Below are 23,537 nucleotides of genomic sequence, written 5' to 3'. Positions count from 1 at the left end.
AAAAAGACCGGAAAAAGATTCGGCCGGGTGTCGATTTCGCGGGTGGCTCTTCGTGTAGGCGGTGAAGCGGGCCGCGGAAGAGCGGTCCATAAGCGCAAGGAGCACGTCATGCGCCAGGTCACAGCCACCTTGTCCATCACTCTCGACGGGGTCGTCCAGGGCCTTGGCCGTCCGGACGAGGACACTCGCGGTGGCTTCACTCACGGGGGCTGGGGGGGCAAGTACAACGACCAGGTCATGGGCATGGAGATGGGCAAGGGCATGTCCAGGCCCACGGACATGCTGTTCGGACACCGGACCTGGGCGGACTTCATCACCGCCTGGAGCACCCGCACCGACGGCAACCCCTTCACCACGTACATGAACGCGGCGACCAAGTACGTCTGCTCCCGTACGCTGGAGAACGCGGACGCCTGGCGGAACTCGGTCCTGCTGAAGGGCGACGCCGCCGGGACGGTCGCCAAGCTCAAGGCGGAGGACGGCAGGGACCTGACGATCATCGGCAGCGCCACTCTGGTCCGCGAGCTGCACAACGCCGGCCTGGTCGACAACTACCAGCTGCTGATCCACCCGCTCACCCTGGGAACCGGCATGCGGCTGTTCGAGGGCCCCGCCCCGCTGACCGAGTTCGAGCTCACCCACAGCGTCACCACCACCAAGGGCGTGATCATCGCCCACTACTCCCGCAAGTAGGCAACCATGGGCACGTACCTGCTCTCGATCTACCAGCCCGAAGGCAAGCCGGGCCCCCAGGCCATGGAGAAGATCAAGGCCGATCTGCACCGGCTCAACGAGGAACTGCGCGAAAGCGGCTCGTGGGTGTTCACCGGCGGCCTGCACGCGCCCGGCACGGCCACTGTCGTGCGCACCGACGGCATGCTCACCGACGGTCCCTACGTCGAGGGCAAGGAGCACGTCGGCGGGATCTGGGTGATCACCGCACCCGACCTGGACGTCGCACTGAGATGGGGCCGCAAGGCATCCGCGGCGACCGGGCTCCCGATCGAAGTCCGCCCGTTCCAGGACGTCGAACCGTATTGAGTCCCACACCGCAGCAGATCGCGGCCGTGTTCCGCGCCGAGTACGGCAGAGCCGTTGCCGTACTCACGCGCGGGCTCGGCGATATCAGCACGGCCGAGGACGCCGTTGCCGAGGCGTTCACCGTTGCTCTGCGGCGCTGGCCGGTCGACGGCATGCCGCCGAGCCCGGCCGGCTGGATCATCACCACCGCCCGCAACCGGGCGATCGACGAGCTGCGCCGCGAATCGGTCCGTGCCCGTAAACACGCCGAGGCTCAACGCCTCCACAGCCCGGACGGACAAGAAGACGAGGGGCCCGTGCGCGACGACCGTCTCCGGCTGATGTTCACCTGCTGCCACCCGGCCCTGGCGATGCCCGCGCAAGTGGCGCTCACCCTGCGCCTGCTCGGCGGGCTCGCCACGCCCGAGATCGCCCGTGCCTTCCTCGTACCCGAACCGACGATGGCACAGCGCATCGTCCGGGCGAAGGCGAAGATACGAGACGCCAAAATCCCCTACCAGGTGCCCCGCGACGCCGACCTGCCCGGCCGCCTCAGCGCCGTGCTCGCGGTGCTTTACCTGATCTTCAACGAGGGCTACGTCGCCACCTCCGGCGCCGAACTCGCCCGCGCCGACCTGTGCGCCGAGGCGATCCGCCTGGCCCGGCTGCTGGTCGAGCTCATGCCCGACGAGCCGGAGGCCGCGGGACTGCTCGCACTGATGCTGCTGATCGAGGCCCGCCGCGACGCCCGCACCGACCAGGACGGCAACCTGGTCCGCTTGGCCGACCAGGACCGCCACCGCTGGAACGCCGGCCTGGTCACCGAGGGCCGCTCGATCGTCCGCTCCTGCCTGCGCCGCAACCAGCCCGGCCGCTACCAGATCCTGGCCGCGATAAACGCCGTGCACACCGAGCCCGTCACCGACTGGACGCAGATCCTCGCCCTGTACGACCAGCTCGTGCACGTCGACACCGGCCCGGTGGTCGCGCTCCACCGCGCGGTCGCACTCGCCGAGGTCCAGGGCCCGGCAGAGGCACTTCGCGTGGTCGATGACCTGGACCTCGGGAACTACCACCTGTTCCACGCGATCCGCGGAGACCTCCTCGCCCGCCTCGGACGAACCCGAGAAGCCGGTCAGGCCCTCGACACCGCGGCCCGCCTCACCGGGAACGAGTCGGAACGCACCTTCCTGATCGCCCGGCGCAACCAACTCGGCCAGCCGTACTGACCCTCGGCCGATCCATCGGATCGCGGCAGCGGGAAGGCCGTCAGGCACCCAGCAAGGGGCCTCAAGGGGCCTCGTCCTGAAACCGCGAATCACACACAGGTGCGCTGCCTCACCCGGACGAGTTGTGCGCCACCGCGCGAAGACGCCGGCGCGTCCACGGCCCGCGGCCGACTCGCGCCACGCCGAATCCCCTGCTCCGCAAGGGAAGTGACGTTTCCGCACGCTCGTATGAGTCGTCCGCTTATACCCGAACTGCCGGATTCCTATTATGCGACGCATTACCCATTCTTTACCGGGCGCGCCCGCAACCTCAGGCCCGTCGGAAGCGGTTGTCAGCCCGACCGCGGTTACCCCACCACATCCCCCGCAGCACCCGCGAAACCCCGCGGAACACGTAGAGCCCCGTACAGCCCCGTAGAACCCCGCAGAACCCCGTAGAAGGAGTCAGCACACCATGTCCCTCCCCCTCCCGCGCCGGATCGCCCAGGCCGCCCTGCTCCTCGGCGCGGCCGCCGCTCCCCTGGTCGGGGCCGGCGCCGCACAGGCCGCGGCCCCGCACCAGCAGGGCCTGGGCGGTCCGACCGCCGTGGACGGCGCCCTCGGTTCCACCGTCGACGGCGCGTCGCAGAAGGCGACGGGCCTGGCGGCCACCACCGGCTCGGACGCGATGCGGACGGCGCTGCCCACCACCGGGCGCCTCGTCGGCACCACGGGCAGGACCCTGCTCCCCGCCGCCCAGCACGCGGCCTCCCAGGCCGACGACACCGCCGGCCGTTTCCTCGGCGCGACCGCCGAGTCCACCGCGGGCGCCGTGCCCGGCGCCGAGACCCTGCCGGCCACCGCCCTGCCGGCCGGCCGCGACCTCCCGGTCAGCGGCCTTCCCACCCGCGGCCTGCCGACCCGGGCCCTGCCCACCCAGGGCCTGCCGTCCCTCGACCGCCTCCCGGTCCAGGGCCTGCCGGTCCAGAACCTCCCCGTACGGAACCTCCCCGTCCAGGGCCTCCCGGTCGTCTGAGCGTCCGGGGCGTCCGGGGCCGTACCCGGACACCCGGACACCGGAAACACAGGGGGCGCGGGGAGGAAGGATCCTCCCCGCGCCCCTCACGTGCTCCCGGCGGGCCGGCTACGACGCCAGCCGCCGCACCGCCGCCGCCACCCGCTCGTCCGTCGCCGTGAAGGCGATGCGGACGAAGCGCTCGCCGGCCGGGCCGTAGAACTCGCCGGGCGCGACCAGGATGCCGCGCTTGGCCAGGTCGCCCACGGTCTCCCAGCACTCCTCGTCGCGCGTCGCCCACAGGTACAGGCTCGCCTCGCTGTGCTCGATGCGGAATCCGGCGCTCTCGAAGGCCGCCCGCAGGGCCGCGCGGCGCCGGGCGTAGCGCTCCTTCTGCTCCACCGCGTGGGCGCGGTCGCCGAGCGCGGCGGTCATCGCGGCCTGGACCGGCCGCGGCACGATCATGCCGAGGTGCTTGCGCACGGCCAGGAGTTCGGCGACGAGCGCGGGGTCTCCGGTCAGGAACGCGCCGCGGTACCCGGCGAAGTTGGAGCGCTTGGACAGCGAGTGGACGGCGAGCAGGCCGTGGTGGCCGTCCCCGCAGACGTCCGGGTGCAGCACCGACACCGGCTCGGCGCCCTCCCAGCCGAGTTCGATGTAGCACTCGTCGGCGGCGACGAGGATGCCGTGCTCGCGGGCCCAGGCGACGATCCGCCGCAGTTCCTCCACGGTGAGCACGCGGCCGGTGGGGTTGGAGGGGCTGTTGAGCCACAGCAGCTTGACGCGCGCCGGGTCGAGGTCGGCGACCGGGTCCTCGTAGGTGACCGGCTCGGCCCGCGCGAACAGCGCGCCGATCTCGTACGTGGGGTAGGCGAGCCGCGGGTAGCCGACCTGGTCGCCCTCGCGCAGGTCGAGCAGGACGGGCAGCAGGCCGACGAGTTCCTTGGAGCCGATCAGCGGCAGGACGTGCGCGGGGTCGGCGCCCGTGACGCCGTGCCACCGCCGCAGGTAGCCCGCCGCGGCCTCGCGCAGCGCGCCCGTGCCGTACGTCAGCGGATAGCCGGGGCTGTCCGCGGCGGCCGTCAGGGCCTGCCGTACGACGTCCGGGACGGGGTCCACCGGCGTGCCGACGGACAGGTCGACCACGCCGTCCGGATGCGCGGCGGCCGCGGCCTTGTACGGCTCCAGGCGGTCCCAGGGGAACACCGGGAGGCGGGCGGAGATGCTCACGTGCTCACTCTCGTTCTGTCGTCGGGGGCCCGGCCGCACGTCCGGGGGCGGCCGCTCGCCCGGCCGGGAGCGGGCGCCCGCCCGGAACGCCGCGGCCCCGCACGGCGGTGCTGCCGTACGGGGCCCGGGCGCGGTCGCGTCCGTCCCGGCGTCGCGCACGCGCGGCGCCGGGGCGTTCAGCGGTCCGTCAGTGGTCCTGGTTCTGCGGGGGCAGCTCCGCGATCAGCGGGTGGTCCCGCTCGATGAGCCCGAGCTTGGAGGCACCGCCGGGCGAGCCGAGCTCGTCGAAGAACTCGACGTTCGCCTTGTAGTAGTCCTTCCACTCCTCCGGGGTGTCGTCCTCGTAGAAGATGGCCTCGACCGGGCAGACCGGCTCACACGCGCCGCAGTCGACACATTCGTCCGGGTGGATGTACAAGGACCGGGAGCCCTCGTAGATGCAGTCGACCGGGCACTCCTCGATGCACGCCTTGTCCTTGACGTCGACACAAGGCTGCGCGATGACGTAGGTCACGCTGTCGTTCCTCCTCGATAGGGCTCATCTCGCGCGGGAGCGCGGCGTCGTCGATGCCCGCACCTAGTATCTCCGTTCCTGGGCACGATCCGAACAGGAGGGGCAGGCATGACAGCGGATTTCTCGTCCGGAGCCCGGCTCGAGATCCGAATCACCCCCGCTGACGTGGGCAAACGCATATCGGTACGGCAGGTGATCGGGACCACCGACGGGCATCCTATGTTCACCGATACGGTCGGTGTTCTCGCGTCTTGGGATGCGGGCGTGGTGTCCGTCACACGGCGGACCGGCGAGACCGTGCGGATCGAGGAGTCCTCGCTGGTCGCGGGGAAGGTGGTTCCACCGGCTCCCGCGCGTGCCGGGGCCCGCGTGCCCGCCGTCACGGACCAGGAGCTCGACGAGCTCGCGTCCCGCGCCTGGCCCGCCACCGAAACGGCCCGTCTCGGCCAGTGGACGCTGCGGGCCTCCGGCGGCTTCACGCGGCGGGCGAACTCCGTCCTCGTCGCCGGGGACCCCGGACGCCCGCTCCCGGACGCGCTGGACGCGGTCGCCCGCTGGTACGGGGAGCGGGGGCTGCCGCCGTACCTGCAGATGCCGGACCGCTCCCCGCACGCCGCCGGGGCGGCCGCCCTGGGCTGGGCACGGGAGGGCGACACGGTGGTGCGCACGGCGCCGCTGGCCCCCCTGCTGGAGCTGCCCCGGGAGGGGGTCTCGCTGTCCCGCGTGCCGGAGGCCGCCTGGCTGGCGGCCTACCACCGCACGGGCGACCTGGCCGGCGCGGCCCTCGCGGTCGTCTCGGGCGGCCCCTCGGTGTGGTTCGCCACCGCGCCCGGCGCGATCGGGCGGGCGGTGGTGGACGGGCGCTGGGCGCTGTTCGGCGCGGTCGAGGTGGAGCCCGCGTTCCGGCGCAGGGGCCTTGCCAGGGCCGTGATGGGAGCGCTGGCCCGGCGGGCGTACGAGGAGGGCGCCGGCGCGGCCTGTCTGCAGGTGGAGGCGGACAACACGGCCGCCCGCGCGCTCTACGACGGGCTCGGCTTCACCGACCACCACGGCTACCACTACCTGCGGCTGCCACGGCCATGACCGGGAACGTGCGCGAACGCTTCGCCGCCGCCGCCCGCGAGGAGCGGCCCGACCTGGCCGAACTGTGCCTGCTCATCGGCGCGGAGGCCGACCCGGCGCTGGACGGCGCGCCCGCCGACCTCGCCCAGATCGAGCTGGACCGGCTGGCGGGGCTGCTGCCCTACGGCCTGGCCACGCCGGCTGCCTGGGCCGCCGCCCTGCACCAGGTCCTCGGCGTGGGCCACGGCTTCCACGGCACCTCCTCCGACTACCGGCGGCTGTCGTCCTCCCTGCTCCAGGAGGTGCTGCGGCGCCGGCGCGGGCTGCCGATCCTGCTGTCGGTGGTCTGGATGGAGGTGGCCCGGCGGGCCGGCGCGCCCGTCCACGGCGTGGCCCTGCCCGGTCACTTCGTCGTCGGCTTCGGCGACCCGGCCGGCGCGCACGTCCTGGCCGACCCGTTCAACGGCGGACGCGTCCTGTCGGCCGACGACGCGGAGCTCCTCGTCGCGTCGACCACGGGAGCGGCCCTGTCCCCCGGCATGCTCACCCCCGCCGACCCGCTCGACATCGTCCAGCGCGTCCTGGCCAACATCCGGGCCTGGGCCGCCCCCCGCACCGAGCGCCTCGCGGTCCAGCTGTGGACCATCGACCTGGCGCTGCTGCTGCCGCGCCACCCGGCCAAGCTGCGCCTCGAACGCGCCCGGCTGCTGGTCAAGAGAGGCGACTTCCTCGGCGGCGCGGCAGCCATGGACGAATACGCCGAGGTCATCGCGACCTTCGACCCGGAATCCGCGGCGGGCATCCGCTCCGAGGCCCGCGCGGCGCGGGCGCTGCTGAACTGAGGGGTGCCCGAGCCGAGGGGACGCCCGAGCCGAGGGGCGCCCGAAGTGAGGCCCGCCCGGGCCGAGGGGCCAACGGATCGAAGCACGCCCGCGCCAAGGCGCGCCGCGCTCCTTACAGCCAGCCCTTCTCGCGGGCGATGCGGACGGCCTCCGTCCGGTTGCGCGCGCCCGTTTTCTGGATGGCGGTCGAGAGGTAGTTGCGGACGGTGCCCTCGGAGAGCAGGAGCCGGCGGGCGATGTCGGCGTTGACCGAGCCGTCGGCCGCCGCGTTGAGGACGTCGCGTTCACGGGCGGTGAGCGGGTCGGGGCCCTCGGCGAGCGCGGCGGCGGCGAGGGTGGGGTCGATGACGCGCTGCCCGCCGAGCACCCGGCGTACGGCGTCGGCGAGTCGGGCGGCGGGCGCGTCCTTGACGAGGAAGGCCTCCGCCCCGGACTCCATGGCCCGGCGCAGGTAGCCGGGCCGGCCGAAGGTGGTCACGATGACGACCTTCACGCCCGGGCACGCCTCGCGGAGCCCGGCCGCCGCCTCGATGCCGGTCATCCCGGGCATCTCGATGTCCAGCAGCGCCACGTCGGGCCGGTGCGCCAAGGCGGCGGCCACGACCTCGTCGCCGCGCGCGACCTGCGCGACCACCTCGATGTCGTCCTCCAGCCCCAGGAGGGTGGCCAGCGCCTCGCGCACCATGGACTGGTCGTCGGCCAGGAGAACGCGGATCACGGCGGAAGGCTACCGGGTGCCCTCCGCCCGGCGGGCGGCGACGGCGGGGAACAGTGTCCAGCCGTCGACCTCGTAGACCGCCGCGCTGTCCGCGCCGAAGCCGCGGTCGTGCGCCTCGGCGAGCAGGGCGTCCACCGTCCCGGGCTCATGGAGGTCGAGCCAGGCGCCGTCGGGGGTGCCGACGGCCCCCGAGCGGGCGTGCCGGTCGGGTACGAGGTGGCCGGGGCCGCAGGTGAAGACGATCTCCAGCCGTCCGAGGGCGCCCGCGCGGCGGATGGTGAGGACTTCGCGGCAGTCCTCGAACCCGTCCCCGGTCCGCGCGTCGTCGTGCTCGTGCCGCAGCGTCCAGAGGAAGGTCTCGCCGTCGACGGTCAGCGGGCGTGGGGTCCTGCTGCTGCGAGTCATCCGTCGATGCTAGGCCGACAGGCGGCGAATGACGCCGGTCCGTACGGGCTCCGTTACGGTCGGTCGGCCGGCTCACCCGCCCGGCCCAGCGCGCCCGTACCGGACGGCCCGGCGCCCGCCCCGCGCCCGTACCGCCGGTTCACCGCCCTCTCAGCCCCTGATCGTCATGCGCGCCACGTGGTCGCCCGCCACCGTGAAGGCGAAGTCGGACGGTCCGTTGAACCCCTTGCCGCCGACCTCGGCGCTCACCGTGGTCGTGTCCCCGTCGTCACGCACCCCGGTGACCCGCAGCGTCACCTCCTTGCCGATGAACTCGGCGTCGCTCCAGCCGCGGATCGCGTCCCGTCCGCGGAACTCCCGGCCCCAGTCGTCCACCACCCCCTGCTCGGCGAAGGCGGCGAGGAAGTCCTCGGTGTTCCCGGCGTCGGCCGCTTCCAGGGCGGCCGCGACCGGGACGGGCAGCATCGAAGGCAAAGTGCTCATACCCCCAGTCAACGCCGATCGGTCCACCATGCCCACCGCTGCCCCCGCCCGGGGCCGCGGCGGCGGCTCCGAGGCCCTGCCGGCCCGGCCGCCGGATCCGGGCTCAGATCTCCTGGACGGTCACGCGGGGGCAGTCGGCGAGGAGCTCGGCGAGGTCGTCGACGTCGGAGGTGAAGACGATCACCGCACCGGCTTGGTCGATGGCCGTCACGGCCAGGAAGGTGTCGACGACGTAGCATGCCCGTCGCCCGGCGGAGGGACTGGGCCGACCGGGATGCCCTCGCGCCGCGCGTCTTCGATCAGGGATCCGACGGTCCGGTCGCCCCGCACCGCCTTGGACAGTGCCGCTGTCGGCCCAATGAGTGGCTTCTCCGGGTGGATCGGCGTGCTGCGGCGGGCCGGGGCGGAACCGGGCGGTATCTCCTGCTTTCGGACCCTATGAGGCGACGGAAGGCTGGGGACGATGGTCGGGCGCAGGGAGTTCCTCATGGCCGGCGCCGCGGGCGGGGCGGCTCTCTTCCCGGGGGTGGGCCCGGGGGCGGCACGGGCGTACGCGCGTGCGGGGACGGGGAACGGGAGCAGGAAGGCGGCGGCCGCCGGCACCCCGGTGCCGCGGACGCCCGCGCTGGAGAAGTTCGTCGACCCGCTGCCCGTGCCGCCCACCGCCGTCCCCGATCCGTCCGCATATCCGGGCGCCGACTACTACGAGGTCACGATGCGGCAGGGCTCGTGGCGCTTCCACCGGGATCTCGGGCCGGCGACGGTGTGGGGTTACTGGGCCGCGGGCCCGGGCGGTTCCGGCCCGATCGGCATGGGCTGTCTCGGGCCGACCCTCGTCGCGGCCACCGGCCGGCCCACGGTCGTCAAGTACCGCAACGAACTGCCGGCCACCCACCTGTTCCAGTCCGTGATCGACGCCATTCGCGACGGGGACCCGCGGCTCACCCCGGTCGCCCCGCCCCCGTACACCAGCGAACCGCCCTTCCCGCCGAACGTGAACGTGTGGAACGTCGTCCACCTGCACGGCGGTCGCACGGCGCCGCAGTCCGACGGCCTGCCGAAGCAGTCGTACGGTCCGGACGGCTTCCACGCCGAGGACTACGGCACCCTGGACCCGGGCCGGGCCGCGCCCAACGAGGCGATCTACGCCTACGCCGGCCACGACCGTTCTTCCATGCTCTGGTACCACGACCACGCCATGGGGATGACCACCGTCAACGTCTACGCGGGCCTGGCCGGCCTCTACCTCGTCCGCGACCCGGCCGACGACGGGCTCGGGCTGCCGCGGGGCGAGTTCGAGGTCCCGCTGATCCTGCAGGACCGGACCTTCCACGCGGACGGCTCGCTCGCGTACACCATGACCCAGCGGGACGGCGAGGACACGCCGGTCGTCAACGGGAAGGCGTACCCCTTCCTGGAGGTCGAGCCGCGGCGCTACCGGCTGCGCGTCCTCAACGCCTCCAACGAGCGCTTCTGGCGGCTGCGGTTCGACGTCCCCGCGGGCGTGCTCCCGCAGCCCTCGCTGCCGTTCTGGCTGATCGGCACCGACTCCGGCCTGCGTGCCCCGCTGTCCATGCGGAACTTCCTGATCGGACCGGCCGAGCGGTACGACCTGATCGTCGACTTCGGCCCGCTGCCGATGGGTACGGACGTCACGCTGACGAACTACGACGCGCGGGTCCACTTCCCCGGCGGTGACGGACCGGAGATCTCGGACGTCATGCGGTTCCGGGTCACCAGACCCCTGTCCGGCGGCGGGGACACGACGACACCGCCCAGGAAGCTGAAGCCCCCCGCGGTCGCGCCCGCCTCGCCGGCTCCCGGCACCTTCCGGCGGGAGTGGGTCGTGTACCAGCACAAGCTGCCCGGCACCATGACGTTCAACGCTGTGCCGTTCGCGGCGCCGTCCGAGGACTTCGTCACGTCGGGCGCGACGGAGATCTGGGAGTACGTGAACCTCAATCGCGACGCCCATCCGATGCACGTCCACCTCGTCGATTTCCAGGTGCTGGACAGGCAGCCGTTCGACGCGGCCGGCTACCGGGCGGACTACGAGAAGTGGCTCGACGGCGGCCGGCGACCGCAGGACAGGCCGGTCCTGGCGAACCACCTCACCGGCCCGCCGATCCCGCCGGAGCCGGACGAGGCGCTGTCCAGGAAGGACACGGTCAAGGCCTATCCGGAGACGGTGACCAGGATCGTCGTCCCGGAGTTCTCCCCGCCGACGGGCACCATCGCGTCGCTGCCGGGGAGCGGCACCGAGTTCCCGGCGACGTACGTCCACCACTGCCACCTGCTGGAACACGAGGACAACGACCTGATGCGCCCCTGGACGATCGTGGCCCCCGCCGGCTGACGGGCGGACACCCGAGCCACGCCCGCCTCCCCGCCGACCCGCCGACCCGCCGACGCGCCTGCCTGCCCGCCCCCCGACCCGTGACATCTGTCATGCCGAAGACACGAGCCGCGGCACTGCGCGCGAGGACGCGGGTCGGCCACTCTTGGTGCCATGAGCGCGATATCTGCAGCGGTGACCGCCGGGAACGGCGGCGGGGGGAACGGGGAGCGGGGGGCACCCGTGGTGTCCTTCCGCGGGGTGAGCAAGAGCTTCGGGGCGGTCCGGGCCGTGTCCGGGCTGGACCTGGAGCTGCGGGCCGGGGAGACGGTGGCGCTGCTCGGGCCGAACGGGGCGGGCAAGTCCACCACGCTCGACCTGCTGCTGGGGCTGCGCAATCCCGACGGCGGCCGGATCGACGTCTTCGGCACGACGCCGGCCAAGGCGATCGCGGCCGGGCGGGTCGGGGCGATGCTGCAGAGCGGCGGGCTCATGGAGGAGGTGACCGTGCGGGAGCTGGTGAGCCTGGCGTGCGACCTGCACCCGCGGGCCTACCCCGTGGACGAGGTGCTGGCCGGGGCCGGGATCGCCGACATCGGCGACCGCAAGGTCAACAAGCTGTCCGGCGGCCAGGAGCAGCGCGTGCGGTTCGCGCTGGCCACCGCGGGCGCGGGCGACCTGATCGTGCTGGACGAGCCGACCGTCGGGATGGACGTCTCGGCCCGGCAGGCGTTCTGGGCCACCATGCGCGCCCAGGTCGACCAGGGCAGGACCGTGCTGTTCGCCACGCACTACCTGGAGGAGGCCGACGCCATCGCCGACCGCGTGCTGGTGCTCCACCGCGGCTCGCTGATCGCGGACGGCACCGCCGCCGAGATCAAGGCGCGGGCGGGGGCCCGCCGGATCACCTTCGACCTGGAGGGGACGGTCGACGAGGCCGCGCTGCGGGCGCTGCCGCACGTGGCCGGCCTGGACGTGACGGGCCCCACCGTCCGTATCCGCTCCCACGACGCGGACGCCACGATGCACGCCGTCTACGCCGCCGGGCTGTACCCGCGCAACCTGGAGGTCTCCGGGCTCGGCCTGGAGCAGGCCTTCCTCGCCATCACAGAAGCCGCCAACGCCCCCGCCGGGGAAGCCGCCGAGGAGGCGGGGAACCGATGAAGACCCTGGTCAAGCTGGAGATCGTGCGCACGCTGCGGAACAAGAGGTTCATGTTCTTCTCCGTGCTCTACCCGGCGCTGCTCTTCCTGATCTTCACGGCGGGCGCCGACAAGAACAAGAAGCTCGACGGCCTGGACCTGACCCTGGTCGCGTACTACATGGTGGCGATGGCCGCCTTCGGCGCGATGACCGCGGTGCTGATGGGCAACGCCGAGCGGATCGCCCGCGAGCGCGAGAAGGGCTGGGTGCGGCAGCTGCGGCTGACCTCGCTGCCCGGCCGCGGCTACGTGACAGCGAAGATCGCCTCGGCGGCGACCGTCAGCCTGCCGTCCATCGTGGTCGTGCTGCTGGTGGGGGCGACCGTGAAGAACGTGCGGCTCGACGCCTGGCAGTGGGTGTCGATCCTGCTGGCCATCTGGGCCGGCAGCATGGTCTTCGCCGCGCTGGGCGTGGCGATCGGGTACGTGGCCACCGCCGACGTCGCCCGGCCGATCTCGATGCTGTGCTACTTCGTGCTGGCGGCGCTCGGCGGGCTGTGGGTGCCGTTCAGCAGCTTCCCGCACTGGCTGCAGACCTTCGCCGGCTACCTGCCCGGCCGCGCGTACACGGCGATCGGCCAGTCCATCGAGTTCGGCGACGCGCCACACGCCAAGGACATCACGGTCCTGGTCGTCTACCTGCTGCTGTTCGCGGGCACCGCGGCCTGGCTCTACCGCAAGGACACCCAGAAGGCGTGACCTCCGCCATGAACGACCGCACGCGCCCAGGACGCGAACCGTGGCCCCCGTGGCGGCGGAACGCCCAGGCCGCCGACTCCACCGAGTCCGCCGCCATCGGGCGGCCCCCGGAGAACCGCAAGCAGGCACTGGTCAAACTGGCCTGGATCGGGATCTGGCTGCTCTACCTGGGCGCGCCGGTCAGCGACATGACCGCCGGGAACCACTCGGCGCCGGTCACGGTGGTGGCGGCGGTCGGGCTGGCGGGCTTCGTCCTCGGCTACCTGGCGCTGGTGTTCCTGCGCACCAGCGCCGGCTCCGAGCAGCCGCATGGGTGGGTGTACGGACTGCTCGGCGTGCTGAGCGCCCTGGCCGTGACCCTGTCGGCGTCGCTCGGCGAGAACTGGCTCGTGCTGTTCGTGTACGTGGCGGTCGCGTGCGGGGCGGCGCTGCCCGGCCGGCAGTCGCGGTGGGCGGTGCCGGCCATGACGCTCGCGCTGGTCGCGGTCGGTTCGTCCGTGGCGGCCGGCGGGAGCCTCTACCCGGGTCTGGTGATCCCGGCGCTGCTCGGCGGGTTCGCGATGGTCGGCGTGAAGCAACTGGTCCGGACCATGCAGGAGTTGCGGGCCGCGCGCGAGACGGTGGCGCAGCTCGCGGCCACCGAGGAGCGGCTGCGGCTCGCCCGCGACCTGCACGACCTGCTCGGCCACTCGCTCTCCTTGATCACTCTCAAGAGTGAACTCGCCAAACGCATGCTGCCGGGCAGGCCCGAGGACGCGGCGGCGCAGGTCGCCGACATCGAGAAGGTCAGCCGCCAGGCGCTGGTGGACGTGCGCGAGGCGGTCAGCGGCTACCGCAGGGCGACCCTGGCCACCGAGGCGGCCGGGGCGCGCACCGCCCTGGCCTCGGCGGGGATCCGGGCGCGCTTCCACGTACCCGACCGGCTGCCGGGCCTGACCCCCGACGGCGAGGGCGCGCTGGCCTGGGCGCTGCGGGAGGCCGTGACCAACGCCGTACGGCACAGCGGCGCGGCCACGTGCGTGGTGGCGCTCACCGCGGCGGACGGGGAGGCGCGGCTGGCGGTGTCCGACGACGGGCGCGGGCCGTCCCCCGGCCACGTACCCGGCAACGGGCTGACCGGCCTGTCCGAGCGGCTGCTGCTGGCCGGCGGTTCGCTGCGGACCGCCAGGTCGGGCGACGGCGGGTTCACCCTGACCGCCGCCGTCCCGCTCGATCCGGCGGCGGGCGCGGCGCCGGTGGGCGCCGAGCCCGGGCACCACGGGCAGGAGTAGGGTCCGGGACGTGGCAGAAACCCCCGACCCCACCTCCGGCTCCGCCCCCGATCCCACCCCGGGCCGCATCCCGGGCCCCGCCTCCGGGGAGCCGTCCGCGAAGCCGCCGGCCCAGGACACGCCCGCCCAGGAGACGCCGACGATGGACACGCCGCCCGGGGAGCCGTCCGCCGGCGACGCCTTCGGGGGTCCCTCTCCCGACCGCGTCGTCAGCGACGCCGTGACGGACGTGGCCGGGCGCGCCACCCTCCCGCTGCAGGCCGCCCGCGCGGACCGGAACTTCGGCACCGCCTTCTGGTACAACGACCTGATCGAGGTCGACGACGACCGGGAGACGATCCGGCAGTACCTGGTGACGACCGAACCGCACACCCGGTACGAGATCGGGCAGTTCACCCTGCGCGAGGGCCTGATCTCGCCCGAACTGCCCGCCGACGAGCTGGTGCTGCCCGGCTTCTCCCGCAAGTGGTTCCGGATCGAGGAGCTCGGGGTGGCCGTGATGCCCACGGTCGACCTGCACCTGCACGGCGAGCGCAAGGGCTGGACCTGGTCGGTGCAGGAGGTCACCGACGGTCTCGCGGCGCGGCCGGAGGACATCGAGGCGCTGGGCCCCGAGCCGCTGCCCGCGTATCTGCTGGGCCACGAGGTCACCGAGCCGGACTCCCGGCACCCGGGCCGGCCGCAGACGCTGCTGGCGGGGACCGTCACCCGCGACGCCGAGGGCGTGGTCAGGTGGGACGGCCCGCTGCCGGAGGGCTGCGCGGGCGCCCCCGTCTTCGCCGGCCTGCCGCACGAACAGGGCCTGAAGCTGGTCTGCCTGGGCCTGGTCCGCCCCGGCGAACCGGCCACCCTGGTCACCTTCGACATGCTCCGCCCGGCGATCCACCACCTCTCCCCCGGCCGCAGACGCCACTGGTGGCAGCGCGGCTGACCGGTCCGGCCGGTTACCGCCGGGGACGGCGGCGCGGGGCCTCAGCGGGCAGTCTGCTGGGAGATCCAGATCAGCGCCGCCGGCTCCATCGCCTTCCAGACGGCGGTGTTGTGCCCGCCCTTGGCGATCGTCATCAGCCGGCTCGTACCCGGGTGCCGCAGCACGCCGAGCAGGGACTTGGCCGCGAAGACCGTGTCGCTGTCCTGGTAGCTGCCCGCCATGAGCAGCACCACGCCGGGCTGCCGCTTGGCGTCGCGCAGCTCCAGGTACGGGTTGTTGGCGCGGTTCAGCGCCGGGTCCCGCGTCACCAGCGGGGACTCGGGCGCGTTGTAGCCGGACAGGCTGACCGCCGCGCGGAACTGCCGCGGGTGGTGCAGGGCGAGGTTTACCGCGCAGTACGCGCCGGCCGAGTAGCCCATCGTGGCCCAGTGCCGCGGGCCGGGCAGGACCCGGAAGTTGTACCCGATCAGGGCCGGGACGTCCGCGCCGAGCCAGGTCGAGGTCAGGCTGTGGCCGGGGACGTCCGCGCAGCCGGGGTCGACCCGTCCCAGCACGTTCATCTTGGGCGCCACCAGGATCATCGGGGGCACCTGGTGGGACCGGATCAGCGCGGTCATCTCGTGGCCCGCGCCCATCGCGCCGAACCAGGCGCCCGGGCTGCCGGGGAAGCCCGGCAGCAGCTCGACCACGGGGAACCTGCGGTTGCGGTAGGCCGGCTGGTCGTACTGCGGGGGCAGCCAGACCTCGATGGTGCCGGTGATGCCCGAGCGCGGGCCGGTGGCATCGGTCTTCAGGGCGCCGCCCTTGGCCGGGGAGAAGCGCAGGTGCCGCGCCGCCGAGGAGGCGGCGAGCGGGGCGCCGGCCGCGTCCGGCCCGGCGGCGTTCATCCGCACCTGGCCGTTGTCGCCCATCAGGTCGCTCCACGACTCGTACAGGCCGTAGGTGTTGTTCACCCACACCAGTACGGCCAGCACCGCCGCCGCCTGGCCGAGCACCACCATGGCCACGCGCGCGGACACGCGTGCCGCCGGCGGGCCGGGCACCCGGTTCCAGGCCAGCAGCATGCCCGCCACCACGACCGGCACCAGGGCCACGCACAGCACGAAGAAGGCCGTGCCCGTCAGACTCATCCCGTATCCCTCGCGTATGCACCCTTCGGGGCCGGCCGGCCGCCGGGGCCGCAACCTGTGCGGCCCCGGCGGCCTTCGCGGTCACCGAGTTGCTCCGGTCCCCCAGGGGGAACCGCTTCCCCCCGTTAGAGGGGTGTTCGCGGCGGGAGGTTCAGCGCGAGGGGCGCCGGTAACCGAGGGTGACGGGGGTGCCGCTACGGCGCGACGTTCGGCAGGGTCACGTCGCGGTCCGCCGGCTTGGTGGAGTTCAGCGCCGGGATGATCGCGGTCGCGACGTCCTGCATGGTCACCGGGGTGGTGGTGCCGTTGCCGCGGGCGAGCATGACGTGGTCGAACGTGCCGTTGCACAGGGACTTCAGCGCGTCCAGGTCGATGTGCGGGGCGAGCTTGCCGTCGGGGGTCGCCAGCATGGTCAGGAACTTGGGCAGGGACTTGGTGGGGCCGAAGCGGATGACGTGGCCGCCGGCCCGGACGGTGACGAAACCGGACATCGCGGTCCTGCCGAAGCCGTTGACGGCCTCGTCGAGCGTGGCCTGGCTGACCTTGGGCGGCACGGTCCGCACGTCGAGCGCGACCGTCCGGTTGACGCCGGTCGCGGCGCGGGTACGGTACGCGGCGGCCACACGGTCGGCGGCGTCGCCCACGTCGAACGACGTACCGGGCTTGCCCGGCACCCCGATGGCCTTGCCGTCCTCGAAGCGGACCATGGCGTCGGAGCCCGTGCTGCCGCGGCCCGCGATGCCCTGCAGCGCGACCTTGAGCTTGTCCTGGTCCACGAGTATGACCGGGTCGGCCTTCCGGCTGCCGCCGAACAGCGAGCCGATCACGGACACCGGGTTGTAGTCGGAGTGCGCGGCCTTGCGGACGGTGGCGTCGGTGTCGATGGACAGGCCCGCCACGGACGGCTTGAGGCTCTCCTTGCGGCCGCCGACGGTGAGGGTGAGCGGGGCGGTCGTCCGGTTGCCCAGCGCGTCGTCCAGCGTCTTGACCGCCTGGGCCTTGGTCTTGTCGCCGATGTCGACGCCCAGCACGGTGGTGCCCTTGGGCACTTCGGCGTGGTTCATCAGCAGACCCGCGCCGTACGCGAGCACGACCACGGCGCCGGCCGCTGCCGCGAGGAGCACCAGCTTGCTGCGGCCCTTCTTCCTGGCGGGGGCGGACTCCGGCCGGCCGGGCGCGCTCGCCTTGGCGGCGGGTACGGGGTCCGGAGCGGGGGCCGCGGCGGGACCCGGGACGGGCACGGTGGGCCGCGGCCCGCGCCCCTCGCCGGACGGCACCGCGGGGATGCCGCTGACCAGGGTGTCCCCGGAGATCCGCTCCTCCGGCGGCGGGAACTCCGGCGGCTGCCGGAAGTCGCCCGCGGGCTCCGCGAAGTCGGGCGCGGCCTGCCGCGTGGGCATCCGCATGTCCCCGGTCGCCGGTCCCGCCGTGGGCCCGGCGGGCGGCGGTAGGAAGTGCTCGCCGGTGCCGCTGTCGCCGCTCCGGCCGGGGTCCCGGCCGGCGTCTTGGGCGAGGTCCTGGCCGGGGTCCTGCGGCGGCGCGAACGGGTCGGTGGGCCGGGGCACGCCGGGCGGGAAGTCCTGGGTGCCGAAGGTGATGTCGGGTGCGTGCAGGCCGGGGCCGCCACCGGTTCCGGTGAACGGCGAGGCGAAGCCCTCGGCCGGGGTGTCGTGCGGCCCGCGCGCGGCCTCGTCCGCCGGCGCCTGCGGCGGCGGAGCGAAGGCGGGGAAGGCCCCGGTGGGGTCGTCGGCGCCCGGCCCGGCGGGAGCGGCGGGAGCGGGCGGGGGACTCGCGGGCCCGGCCGCGAAGGCGGCGGCGATGGGGTCGGGCCCGGCACCGGGAGTCGCGCCGAAGTCGCCGCCGACGCCCGTACCCGTACCCGTACCCGAGCCGAAGTCGGAGCCGCCGATGCCCGTACCGAAGTCCGCGCCGCCGGCGTCCGCGCCCGCGCCGAACTCCGGGTCGCCCGGCGGGGTCTGGCCCGGGGCGGGGGTGACCGGCTTGCGGGGGGCGAACCAGTCGCTCGGTTCCTTCTTCTCCGGTTCGGGCGCGGCCTCGGCCACGGGGCGCTGCGGGAGCGGCGTGCGGCCGGTCGGGTCGTCGCCGGCGGGGGCCGCCGCGGCCGGCGACGGCTCCTCGACGGGAGTGCGGACCACGACCGGCGGAATCGGCCTGGAGCCGGGGATGTTGATCCTGATCCGGGTGGTCAGGGTCGTCTCGGTCCTGGGCTCGCCGGCCGGCGGCCCGTCGCCCCCCTCGGGCGCGGCCTCCGGGGAGCCGGGAGTGCCCGGGGCCGGCTGCTCCTCCTGCGGGTGCAGCGACGGGAAGGAACGCGTGCCGTACGGCGGCGTGCCCGACGGGTACGCGGCACCGCCGCGCCCTTGGGGGCCGGAGGACGAACTGTCTGTTTCACGACTCAAAGCAGGCTCTCCCGGTTGGTTGCGCCGCCCTCATCGCACAGCGGGCGGCTCGCCGGCGCGACCACCATACCGAGCGGGGCGCGGAGGCGGCCCGCGTCCCTGGGAACGCGGCCGGGACAGCCAACCATGATCGGCGCCCCGTGTGCCACGTCAGAGGCGATTCGGGCCGCCCCGCGGAAGTTGCGGCACCGTGGCGCAGATCACCGCGCCCATCGCGCCGCCGAGCAGGTAGATGTACGGTCCCACACCGGCCGCGAAGAGGAAGTCGCCCTCGGGCCGCGAGGTGCTGAGCAGCATCACGCACACCACCCACACCGCGGCGGGCACCACGGCGCCGAGCCGGGTGCCGCTGACCTTCACGCCGCCGTAGAACAGCGCCAGGCACCCGGCGAGCGCGAGCAGCAGCCCGCCGGGGAACCAGGCCGCCTGCACCAGCGCGCCGGCGGCGGCGACCACGGCGGCGAGCACCGCGAGTCCCGCGTAGACGAGCAGGCGCGTGCGCGGGGAGGGCGCGCGGTCGGCCGTTGTCCTCGCTCCCGCCGTTCCCGCCCTGCCCGCGGGGTTCACCGGGTTCACCGGGCGCCCTCCGGGGCCGTGGCCGCGACGGCCGGGAACAGGTCGGTGCCCAGGCCCTCGGTGAGCGCCTCGCCGCGCACCTGGCGGTAGTACTCGACGGCGAAGAACGGCTGGCCCAGGTCGTTGGACAGGGCGAAGAAGGGGCCGTCGACGGCGATCTGGGTGGCGTGGGCGCGCATGGCGGCGGTCTTGCGGTCGGCGTACGCCTCGCCGTTCACGGCCACGCCGATCTGGTCGTCGTCCACCACGCCGGGCACGTCGTCCACGGTCGCGATGCCCTGGAAGGGGAAGTCCTTCCCGGCTGCCGCGAGCCGGGCGAACCCGGCCTCGACCACGGAGCGCGGGACGCGGGTCTCGTAGACGCGCTCGACGCGGTGGCCGCGCTCGGCGGCGAGTTCGTAGCCGCGCATGGCGACGCGGTGGGCCTGGATGTGGTCGGGGTGGCCGTAGCCGCCGAAGTCGTCGTAGGTGATCAGTACCTGGGGGCGGACGTCGAGGATGACGTCGGCGAGGTGGCCGGCCGCCTCGTCCAGGTCCGCCTGCCAGAAGCAGTCGGGGCGGTCGTTCTGCGGCACGCCCATCATCCCGGAGTCGCGGTACCGGCCGGGGCCGCCGAGGAAGCGGTGGTCGGTGACGCCGAGTTCGGCCATGGCGGCGGCCAGCTCGCCGATCCGGTGCTGCCCGAGGGTGTCGTCCCGGTCGGCGGCGAGGTGCGCCAGCTCCTCGGGAATCACCTCGCCCTCCTCGCCCAGGGTGCAGGTGACGAGGGTGACCAGCGCGCCCTCGGCCGCGTACTTGGCCATGGTCACGCCGTTCTGGATCGTTTCGTCGTCCGGGTGTGCGTGGACGAGCAGCAGCCGCCGCGCCGGAAGGCCCGCCGGAGGACTCGCCGGAAGATCGGTCATGGCCGAAGCCTACGGCCCGATCCCGGTCGCGTCAGATCTTGATGTTGGAGATGGTCTGGGCGACGTTGGTCGTCAGGTCGGTGATCTGCGGCGCCCATGAGGAACTGGCGAGGTAGAAGCCGAGCAGCGTGCACGCGATGGCGTGGCCTGGCTTGAGCCCCGAGCGGCGGACCAGCAGGACCACGACGATCAGCAGCAGCAGTACCGCCGAAATCGACAGCGCCACAGCGGCTCACCTCCCAGGTACGCAGGGTTCATGTCAGTTGCCACATGCTTATTACCCACCCACGGCTACGGATCATAACTTTCCGTGCGACCGCATATGTCGGAGCACGGAAGCACACGGGGGCGCATGACCGGATCCGGCCACCGGCCGGAAGGGCCACCGCGCCGCACCGCGGGACTTCGCCGCAGGTGGCGCCGGGTGGGCGGCCAACAGGCGGCATCGGGGCGGCCGTTGTCAGTGGTCTCCCCTAGTGTCACGGATATGACGTACCTCTCATCCGCCGGGCCGGCGCCGGCCGGTGGCGCGGGGGTGCGTGGCGGGCGCCGCCCCGGAGTACGGGGGTCCTCGGGGCGGCGCCCGCTCACCGGCCGGCGGGTGGGCGGGCGAGCGGGCCGCGGGCGCCCGGGGCGGCGGGTCCGACCGGCGCGAATGAACGAACTTGGCTTGTTCCCATCGTCGTTCGACTACTGGCCGCGCGGTGGTTCGGCCGGCGGGGGCGGCGCGTTCGGCGGGGTGCGGGGCGGGGTGCTCGGCGGCGCGCTCGGCGGGTAACCGTAGGACGCCGGTGGCCGCTGAGGTGGTTGTGACTGCTGAGGGGGCAAGTTGGGCGGCAAGTTCGGCGGCGGGCCGAAGGCTCCGGGAGTGTCGGCGGCGCCCCCGTAGGCCGGTGGCGGCGGTGCCTGCGGGGGGTGCGGGAAGCCGCCGGCGGGCGGCGGTCCCCAGGCGGGCGCGGGCGCCGGACGGGGGCCGCCGGCCTTCGGGATCAGCAGCACGAGGAGCAGCAGCCCGGCCACCAGCTCGCCGATCTCGAAGCCCTGCTGGGCGACGAAGAAGGTGGGTATCCCGTCCTTGAACAGCAGCCTCTCCTTGTGCCACGCGTCCAGCGAGATCACGGCGTTGAGGGCCACCAGGAAGCCGAGCGCCGTCCCGAGGGTACGGGCCAGCGGGGCGCGGGCGAGGGCCGCCACCGCGAGCACCACGCCGAGCGCGACCGCGGCCCAGGCCCCGTAGTACGTGGGCGCCGCGAGCAGGTACTCGATGGTCCGCTCGCCGGTGATCAGGTGCTTGTACAGGTGCGGCTCGCCGTAGCCGGGGTCGTTGTACTTCTGGACGTAGTAGAACTGCCAGCCGGTGAGCTCCAGGGCGAGCGCCAGCGCCAGCAGTCCGGCGACGACGGCGGGCCCGTCACCCGGGCGCGCGGGCACCTGCCCGCCCGTCGCCGCGCCGCCCCCGCCGTACGGCGCCGGGGCCGCGGCCGGGCCCTGGTAGGCACCGTACGCCGGGTACGGGCCGGGCGGCGGGGCGTCCGCGGGCCGCCGGCCGGCCAGCCCGAGGACGATCAGCGCGATACCCGCCACGACGAAGCCGATGCCGGTGCTCAGCGCCCGGTCGTGCAGCGGCGCGCCCTTCGTCCAGTCGGCGGTGAAGATCCACACCTCCGGCAGCCGGTAGACCGCGGCGAACAGGCCGGCGGCGACGAACGCCCAGCCGGCGCTCGGCCGCCGGGACGCGACGAGGGCGCCGGCCAGCACGACGATCAGGACCGCGTCCAGTCCGCCGGTGGCGAGCAGCCCGTGCTCGTTGCCCGGCAGCAGCAGGCCCAGCCAGGTCCACAGGGTGTCGTGCAGCCCGACCGCCTTGAGGTCCCTGATCACCCAGGCGATCTCCACGGCCAGCATGGCCGCGCAGAGTGCCGCTCCGGCGGCCCGCGCGCCGGGGGCGAGCGCCCCGCGCGCACCGGCTCCGTAACCTTGTCCCGCTCCAGCGCCCGTGCCGGCGCCGTACTGCATGGGTTGTTGCATGGGTTGTTGCATTGGCCTGCTCCCCCGGGGCCCGATGTTGCCTCAGATATACCCGCACACACCGGGGAGGAACAGCCACCCCCCGAAGGGGGGTCCGGAAGGGCCGCGGGAGCGGCCGGCCGGAGCGCTCGACACGCTCCGGCCGGCCTACGGCACCCGCACGGCCGTACGTTGTTCAGACTGCTCGGTCCGTATATCGGTGTTGCGACAGTCAAGTTGCCGGAATGTTAACGCGGTTCGATACGACATGTCCGATATGCGGCTTGGGATGGATCTCTGTCAAGCACGCCTTGGGGACGATCTGCAAAACCTTCGCTCAAGATGCCAAACAACAAGCTTTCTTCCCTCCGTCCCCTCTTGACTGCAAGTTCATTCCATTGCGAAAGTCCGCTCAACCCGCGTTGCGCATCGGTGCCGCACGCACGTTTTACGGTCCTGGGGAAGTGTGATGACAAGTCCAAGTCAGGCTGCTGAGAGCTCGGGCAGCCTCACCCTCGACCCCGAGGGCGGCGACTCCGGCGGCCCGGGCAAGTCCCCGGAACTCGTCGGGCGGTCGCCGCGGCAGCTCGCTTGGATACGGTTCAAGCGCGACAAGGTGGGGGTCATCTGCGCCTTCGTCGTCGGCGCGTTCGTGTTCATCGCGATCTTCGCCCCGCTGATCGTCAAGCTGTACGGGAAGAACGCGTACGCCCTCTACGGCCAGGACGACGGCCTGCTGAACGCCTACGGGATGCCCATCAAGCCCAACGGCGGCATCAGCGGGGACCACTGGTTCGGCATCGAGCCGCACCTCGGGCGGGACATCTTCGCCCTGCTGATCTACGGCATCCGCACCTCGCTGTGCGTGGCCCTGGCCGTGACGGTGCTGTCCGTCGTCGTCGGTGTCGCCATCGGACTGATCCAGGGCTACCTCGGCGGGCGGACCGACTACTTCCTCGGCCGCTTCTCCGACCTGATGATGTCGTTCCCGCAGCAGCTGTTCTACATCACCTTCACGCCGGTCCTGCTGTCGCTGTTCGTCAAGCCGGGCAGCGAGGAGCCGACGTCGCTGCGCTTCCTCACCCTGGTCCTGGTGATGTTCCTGCTCGGCTGGATGTCGCTGGGCCGGTTGGTGCGCGCGCAGGTGCTGAGCCTGCGCGAGCGCGAGTACATCGAGGCGGCGCGGCTGTCGGGCGCCTCCACCGGCCGCATCATCCGCAAGGAACTGCTGCCGAACCTGTGGACCACCATCCTGGTGCAGTCGACCCTCCTGCTCCCGGTCAACGTGACCGCGGAGGCCGGCCTGTCGTTCCTCGGCGTGGGCATGCGCCAGCCGACCCCCGACTGGGGCCTGATGTTCCAGGACGCGGCGGCCAACTACCAGGCCGACATCACCTACATGTTCTTCCCCGGCATCGCGATGGTCATCTTCGTCGTCGCCTTCAACCTGCTCGGGGACTCCGTCCGGGACGCTCTCGATCCCAAGACCATCCGTTGAGTTCATGAGTGTCCAGGTCGTCTTGCCGAACCCGGGGACGACAAGGCCAGTTCGATGACAGGCAGG

23 protein-coding genes are annotated in these 23,537 nt (G+C 73.3%); 12 read left to right on the top strand and 11 right to left on the bottom strand.

Annotated elements, in window-relative coordinates:
* Nucleotides 1-108: 108 nt before the first annotated feature.
* The 4 genes from K7G61_RS09095 to K7G61_RS09080 all read left to right on the top strand — a co-directional run bounded on the left by K7G61_RS09095 (nucleotide 109) and on the right by K7G61_RS09080 (nucleotide 3,264).
* Nucleotides 109-693 (top strand): dihydrofolate reductase family protein, encoded by a 585-nt coding sequence (locus K7G61_RS09095; RefSeq protein ID WP_225846192.1) that lies wholly within the window; start codon nucleotides 109-111, stop codon nucleotides 691-693.
* A gap of 6 nt (nucleotides 694-699) precedes the next feature.
* Complete coding sequence (locus K7G61_RS09090) at nucleotides 700-1,041, top strand: YciI family protein (RefSeq protein WP_225846191.1); 342 nt, start codon at nucleotides 700-702, stop codon at nucleotides 1,039-1,041.
* Entirely contained in the window at nucleotides 1,038-2,249 is a 1,212-nt protein-coding gene (locus K7G61_RS09085; protein ID WP_225846190.1) for an RNA polymerase sigma factor, read from the top strand. The genes K7G61_RS09090 and K7G61_RS09085 overlap by 4 nt, the downstream gene beginning before the upstream one ends.
* Nucleotides 2,250-2,703: 454 nt before the next feature.
* Nucleotides 2,704-3,264: an ATP-binding protein gene (locus tag K7G61_RS09080; protein ID WP_225846189.1), complete on the top strand. Its 561-nt coding sequence runs from the start codon at nucleotides 2,704-2,706 to the stop codon at nucleotides 3,262-3,264.
* Nucleotides 3,265-3,372: 108 nt separating this feature from the next.
* Here K7G61_RS09080 and dapC read toward each other — a convergent pair whose 3' ends face one another.
* The gene (gene dapC, locus K7G61_RS09075) at nucleotides 3,373-4,473 is read right to left on the bottom strand and encodes a succinyldiaminopimelate transaminase (RefSeq protein ID WP_225846188.1); all 1,101 of its coding nucleotides are present in this window, start codon (nucleotides 4,471-4,473) and stop codon (nucleotides 3,373-3,375) included.
* Nucleotides 4,474-4,660: 187 nt separating this feature from the next.
* Nucleotides 4,661-4,987: a ferredoxin gene (gene fdxA / locus K7G61_RS09070; protein WP_225846187.1), complete on the bottom strand. Its 327-nt coding sequence runs from the start codon at nucleotides 4,985-4,987 to the stop codon at nucleotides 4,661-4,663.
* A gap of 108 nt (nucleotides 4,988-5,095) precedes the next feature.
* Here fdxA and K7G61_RS09065 point away from each other — a divergent pair, with 108 nt between their 5' ends.
* Entirely contained in the window at nucleotides 5,096-6,070 is a 975-nt protein-coding gene (locus tag K7G61_RS09065; protein WP_225846186.1) for a GNAT family N-acetyltransferase, read from the top strand.
* The gene (locus K7G61_RS09060; RefSeq protein WP_225846185.1) at nucleotides 6,067-6,891 is read left to right on the top strand and encodes a transglutaminase-like domain-containing protein; all 825 of its coding nucleotides are present in this window, start codon (nucleotides 6,067-6,069) and stop codon (nucleotides 6,889-6,891) included. Before K7G61_RS09065 ends, K7G61_RS09060 begins: the two co-directional genes overlap by 4 nt.
* Before the next feature lie 112 nt (nucleotides 6,892-7,003).
* Here the strand turns inward: K7G61_RS09060 and K7G61_RS09055 are convergent, their stop codons facing one another.
* The 3 genes from K7G61_RS09055 to K7G61_RS09045 form a co-directional block, all read right to left on the bottom strand.
* Entirely contained in the window at nucleotides 7,004-7,609 is a 606-nt protein-coding gene (locus K7G61_RS09055; RefSeq protein ID WP_225846184.1) for a response regulator transcription factor, read from the bottom strand.
* 9 nt (nucleotides 7,610-7,618) lie between these two features.
* Complete coding sequence (locus tag K7G61_RS09050; protein ID WP_225846183.1) at nucleotides 7,619-8,014, bottom strand: hypothetical protein; 396 nt, start codon at nucleotides 8,012-8,014, stop codon at nucleotides 7,619-7,621.
* 150 nt (nucleotides 8,015-8,164) lie between these two features.
* The gene (locus tag K7G61_RS09045) at nucleotides 8,165-8,497 is read right to left on the bottom strand and encodes a nuclear transport factor 2 family protein (protein ID WP_225846182.1); all 333 of its coding nucleotides are present in this window, start codon (nucleotides 8,495-8,497) and stop codon (nucleotides 8,165-8,167) included.
* A 487-nt stretch (nucleotides 8,498-8,984) separates the two neighbouring features.
* Here K7G61_RS09045 and K7G61_RS09040 point away from each other — a divergent pair, with 487 nt between their 5' ends.
* The 5 genes from K7G61_RS09040 (at nucleotide 8,985) to K7G61_RS09020 (ending at nucleotide 14,935) form a co-directional block, all read left to right on the top strand.
* On the top strand, nucleotides 8,985-10,853 hold the full coding sequence (locus K7G61_RS09040; RefSeq protein ID WP_225846181.1) for a multicopper oxidase family protein: 1,869 nt from the start codon (nucleotides 8,985-8,987) through the stop codon (nucleotides 10,851-10,853).
* Nucleotides 10,854-11,075: 222 nt separating this feature from the next.
* Nucleotides 11,076-11,996: an ABC transporter ATP-binding protein gene (locus K7G61_RS09035; protein WP_225846344.1), complete on the top strand. Its 921-nt coding sequence runs from the start codon at nucleotides 11,076-11,078 to the stop codon at nucleotides 11,994-11,996.
* Nucleotides 11,993-12,733: an ABC transporter permease gene (locus K7G61_RS09030; protein ID WP_225846180.1), complete on the top strand. Its 741-nt coding sequence runs from the start codon at nucleotides 11,993-11,995 to the stop codon at nucleotides 12,731-12,733. Before K7G61_RS09035 ends, K7G61_RS09030 begins: the two co-directional genes overlap by 4 nt.
* An 8-nt stretch (nucleotides 12,734-12,741) precedes the next feature.
* A complete protein-coding gene (locus K7G61_RS09025) occupies nucleotides 12,742-14,004 on the top strand; it encodes a sensor histidine kinase (RefSeq protein WP_225846179.1) in 1,263 nt (420 codons plus the stop codon).
* Nucleotides 14,005-14,014: 10 nt separating this feature from the next.
* Complete coding sequence (locus K7G61_RS09020) at nucleotides 14,015-14,935, top strand: hypothetical protein (RefSeq protein ID WP_225846178.1); 921 nt, start codon at nucleotides 14,015-14,017, stop codon at nucleotides 14,933-14,935.
* A 41-nt stretch (nucleotides 14,936-14,976) separates the two neighbouring features.
* On the opposite strand, the gene K7G61_RS09015 is transcribed toward K7G61_RS09020, so the two are convergent.
* The 6 genes from K7G61_RS09015 to K7G61_RS08990 all read right to left on the bottom strand — a co-directional run bounded on the left by K7G61_RS09015 (nucleotide 14,977) and on the right by K7G61_RS08990 (nucleotide 21,871).
* Complete coding sequence (locus tag K7G61_RS09015) at nucleotides 14,977-16,065, bottom strand: esterase family protein (protein WP_225846177.1); 1,089 nt, start codon at nucleotides 16,063-16,065, stop codon at nucleotides 14,977-14,979.
* 194 nt (nucleotides 16,066-16,259) lie between these two features.
* Nucleotides 16,260-18,485, bottom strand: coding sequence for a hypothetical protein (locus tag K7G61_RS36375; RefSeq protein ID WP_263984112.1), 2,226 nt, complete (start codon nucleotides 18,483-18,485; stop codon nucleotides 16,260-16,262).
* A 150-nt stretch (nucleotides 18,486-18,635) separates the two neighbouring features.
* Nucleotides 18,636-19,061, bottom strand: a complete 426-nt coding sequence (locus tag K7G61_RS09005; protein WP_225846176.1) for a DUF6113 family protein — start codon at nucleotides 19,059-19,061, stop codon at nucleotides 18,636-18,638.
* Nucleotides 19,058-19,966, bottom strand: coding sequence for an N-acetyl-1-D-myo-inositol-2-amino-2-deoxy-alpha-D-glucopyranoside deacetylase (gene mshB / locus K7G61_RS09000; RefSeq protein WP_225846175.1), 909 nt, complete (start codon nucleotides 19,964-19,966; stop codon nucleotides 19,058-19,060). The genes K7G61_RS09005 and mshB overlap by 4 nt, the downstream gene beginning before the upstream one ends.
* Before the next feature lie 31 nt (nucleotides 19,967-19,997).
* On the bottom strand, nucleotides 19,998-20,192 hold the full coding sequence (locus K7G61_RS08995; protein ID WP_225846174.1) for a hypothetical protein: 195 nt from the start codon (nucleotides 20,190-20,192) through the stop codon (nucleotides 19,998-20,000).
* Between the two features lie 464 nt (nucleotides 20,193-20,656).
* The gene (locus K7G61_RS08990; RefSeq protein ID WP_225846367.1) at nucleotides 20,657-21,871 is read right to left on the bottom strand and encodes a hypothetical protein; all 1,215 of its coding nucleotides are present in this window, start codon (nucleotides 21,869-21,871) and stop codon (nucleotides 20,657-20,659) included.
* 571 nt (nucleotides 21,872-22,442) lie between these two features.
* On the opposite strand from K7G61_RS08990, the gene K7G61_RS08985 reads away from it, so the two are divergent.
* Entirely contained in the window at nucleotides 22,443-23,471 is a 1,029-nt protein-coding gene (locus tag K7G61_RS08985; protein ID WP_225846173.1) for an ABC transporter permease, read from the top strand.
* The last annotated feature ends 66 nt before the right edge of the window (nucleotides 23,472-23,537 follow it).

It is taken from the genome of Streptomyces sp. HPF1205 (assembly GCF_020400825.1).
Taxonomy (GTDB): domain Bacteria; phylum Actinomycetota; class Actinomycetes; order Streptomycetales; family Streptomycetaceae; genus Actinacidiphila.
This window is presented reverse-complemented; position numbering and strand designations above follow the sequence as displayed.

What these genes read in the sequence shown, in the direction of transcription:
- mshB (WP_225846175.1), bottom strand. Translation starts at nt 19,966, where the DNA reads ATGACCGATCTTCCGGCGAGTCCTCCGGCGGGCCTTCCGGCGCGGCGG.
- K7G61_RS09045 (WP_225846182.1), bottom strand. Translation starts at nt 8,497, where the DNA reads ATGAGCACTTTGCCTTCGATGCTGCCCGTCCCGGTCGCGGCCGCCCTG.
- K7G61_RS09050 (WP_225846183.1), bottom strand. Translation starts at nt 8,014, where the DNA reads ATGACTCGCAGCAGCAGGACCCCACGCCCGCTGACCGTCGACGGCGAG.
- K7G61_RS09090 (WP_225846191.1), top strand. Translation starts at nt 700, where the DNA reads ATGGGCACGTACCTGCTCTCGATCTACCAGCCCGAAGGCAAGCCGGGC.
- K7G61_RS08985 (WP_225846173.1), top strand. Translation starts at nt 22,443, where the DNA reads ATGACAAGTCCAAGTCAGGCTGCTGAGAGCTCGGGCAGCCTCACCCTC.
- K7G61_RS09015 (WP_225846177.1), bottom strand. Translation starts at nt 16,065, where the DNA reads ATGAGTCTGACGGGCACGGCCTTCTTCGTGCTGTGCGTGGCCCTGGTG.
- K7G61_RS09095 (WP_225846192.1), top strand. Translation starts at nt 109, where the DNA reads ATGCGCCAGGTCACAGCCACCTTGTCCATCACTCTCGACGGGGTCGTC.
- K7G61_RS09065 (WP_225846186.1), top strand. Translation starts at nt 5,096, where the DNA reads ATGACAGCGGATTTCTCGTCCGGAGCCCGGCTCGAGATCCGAATCACC.
- K7G61_RS09060 (WP_225846185.1), top strand. Translation starts at nt 6,067, where the DNA reads ATGACCGGGAACGTGCGCGAACGCTTCGCCGCCGCCGCCCGCGAGGAG.
- K7G61_RS09040 (WP_225846181.1), top strand. Translation starts at nt 8,985, where the DNA reads ATGGCCGGCGCCGCGGGCGGGGCGGCTCTCTTCCCGGGGGTGGGCCCG.
- K7G61_RS09080 (WP_225846189.1), top strand. Translation starts at nt 2,704, where the DNA reads ATGTCCCTCCCCCTCCCGCGCCGGATCGCCCAGGCCGCCCTGCTCCTC.
- K7G61_RS09025 (WP_225846179.1), top strand. Translation starts at nt 12,742, where the DNA reads ATGAACGACCGCACGCGCCCAGGACGCGAACCGTGGCCCCCGTGGCGG.
- K7G61_RS09030 (WP_225846180.1), top strand. Translation starts at nt 11,993, where the DNA reads ATGAAGACCCTGGTCAAGCTGGAGATCGTGCGCACGCTGCGGAACAAG.
- K7G61_RS08990 (WP_225846367.1), bottom strand. Translation starts at nt 21,871, where the DNA reads ATGCTGGCCGTGGAGATCGCCTGGGTGATCAGGGACCTCAAGGCGGTC.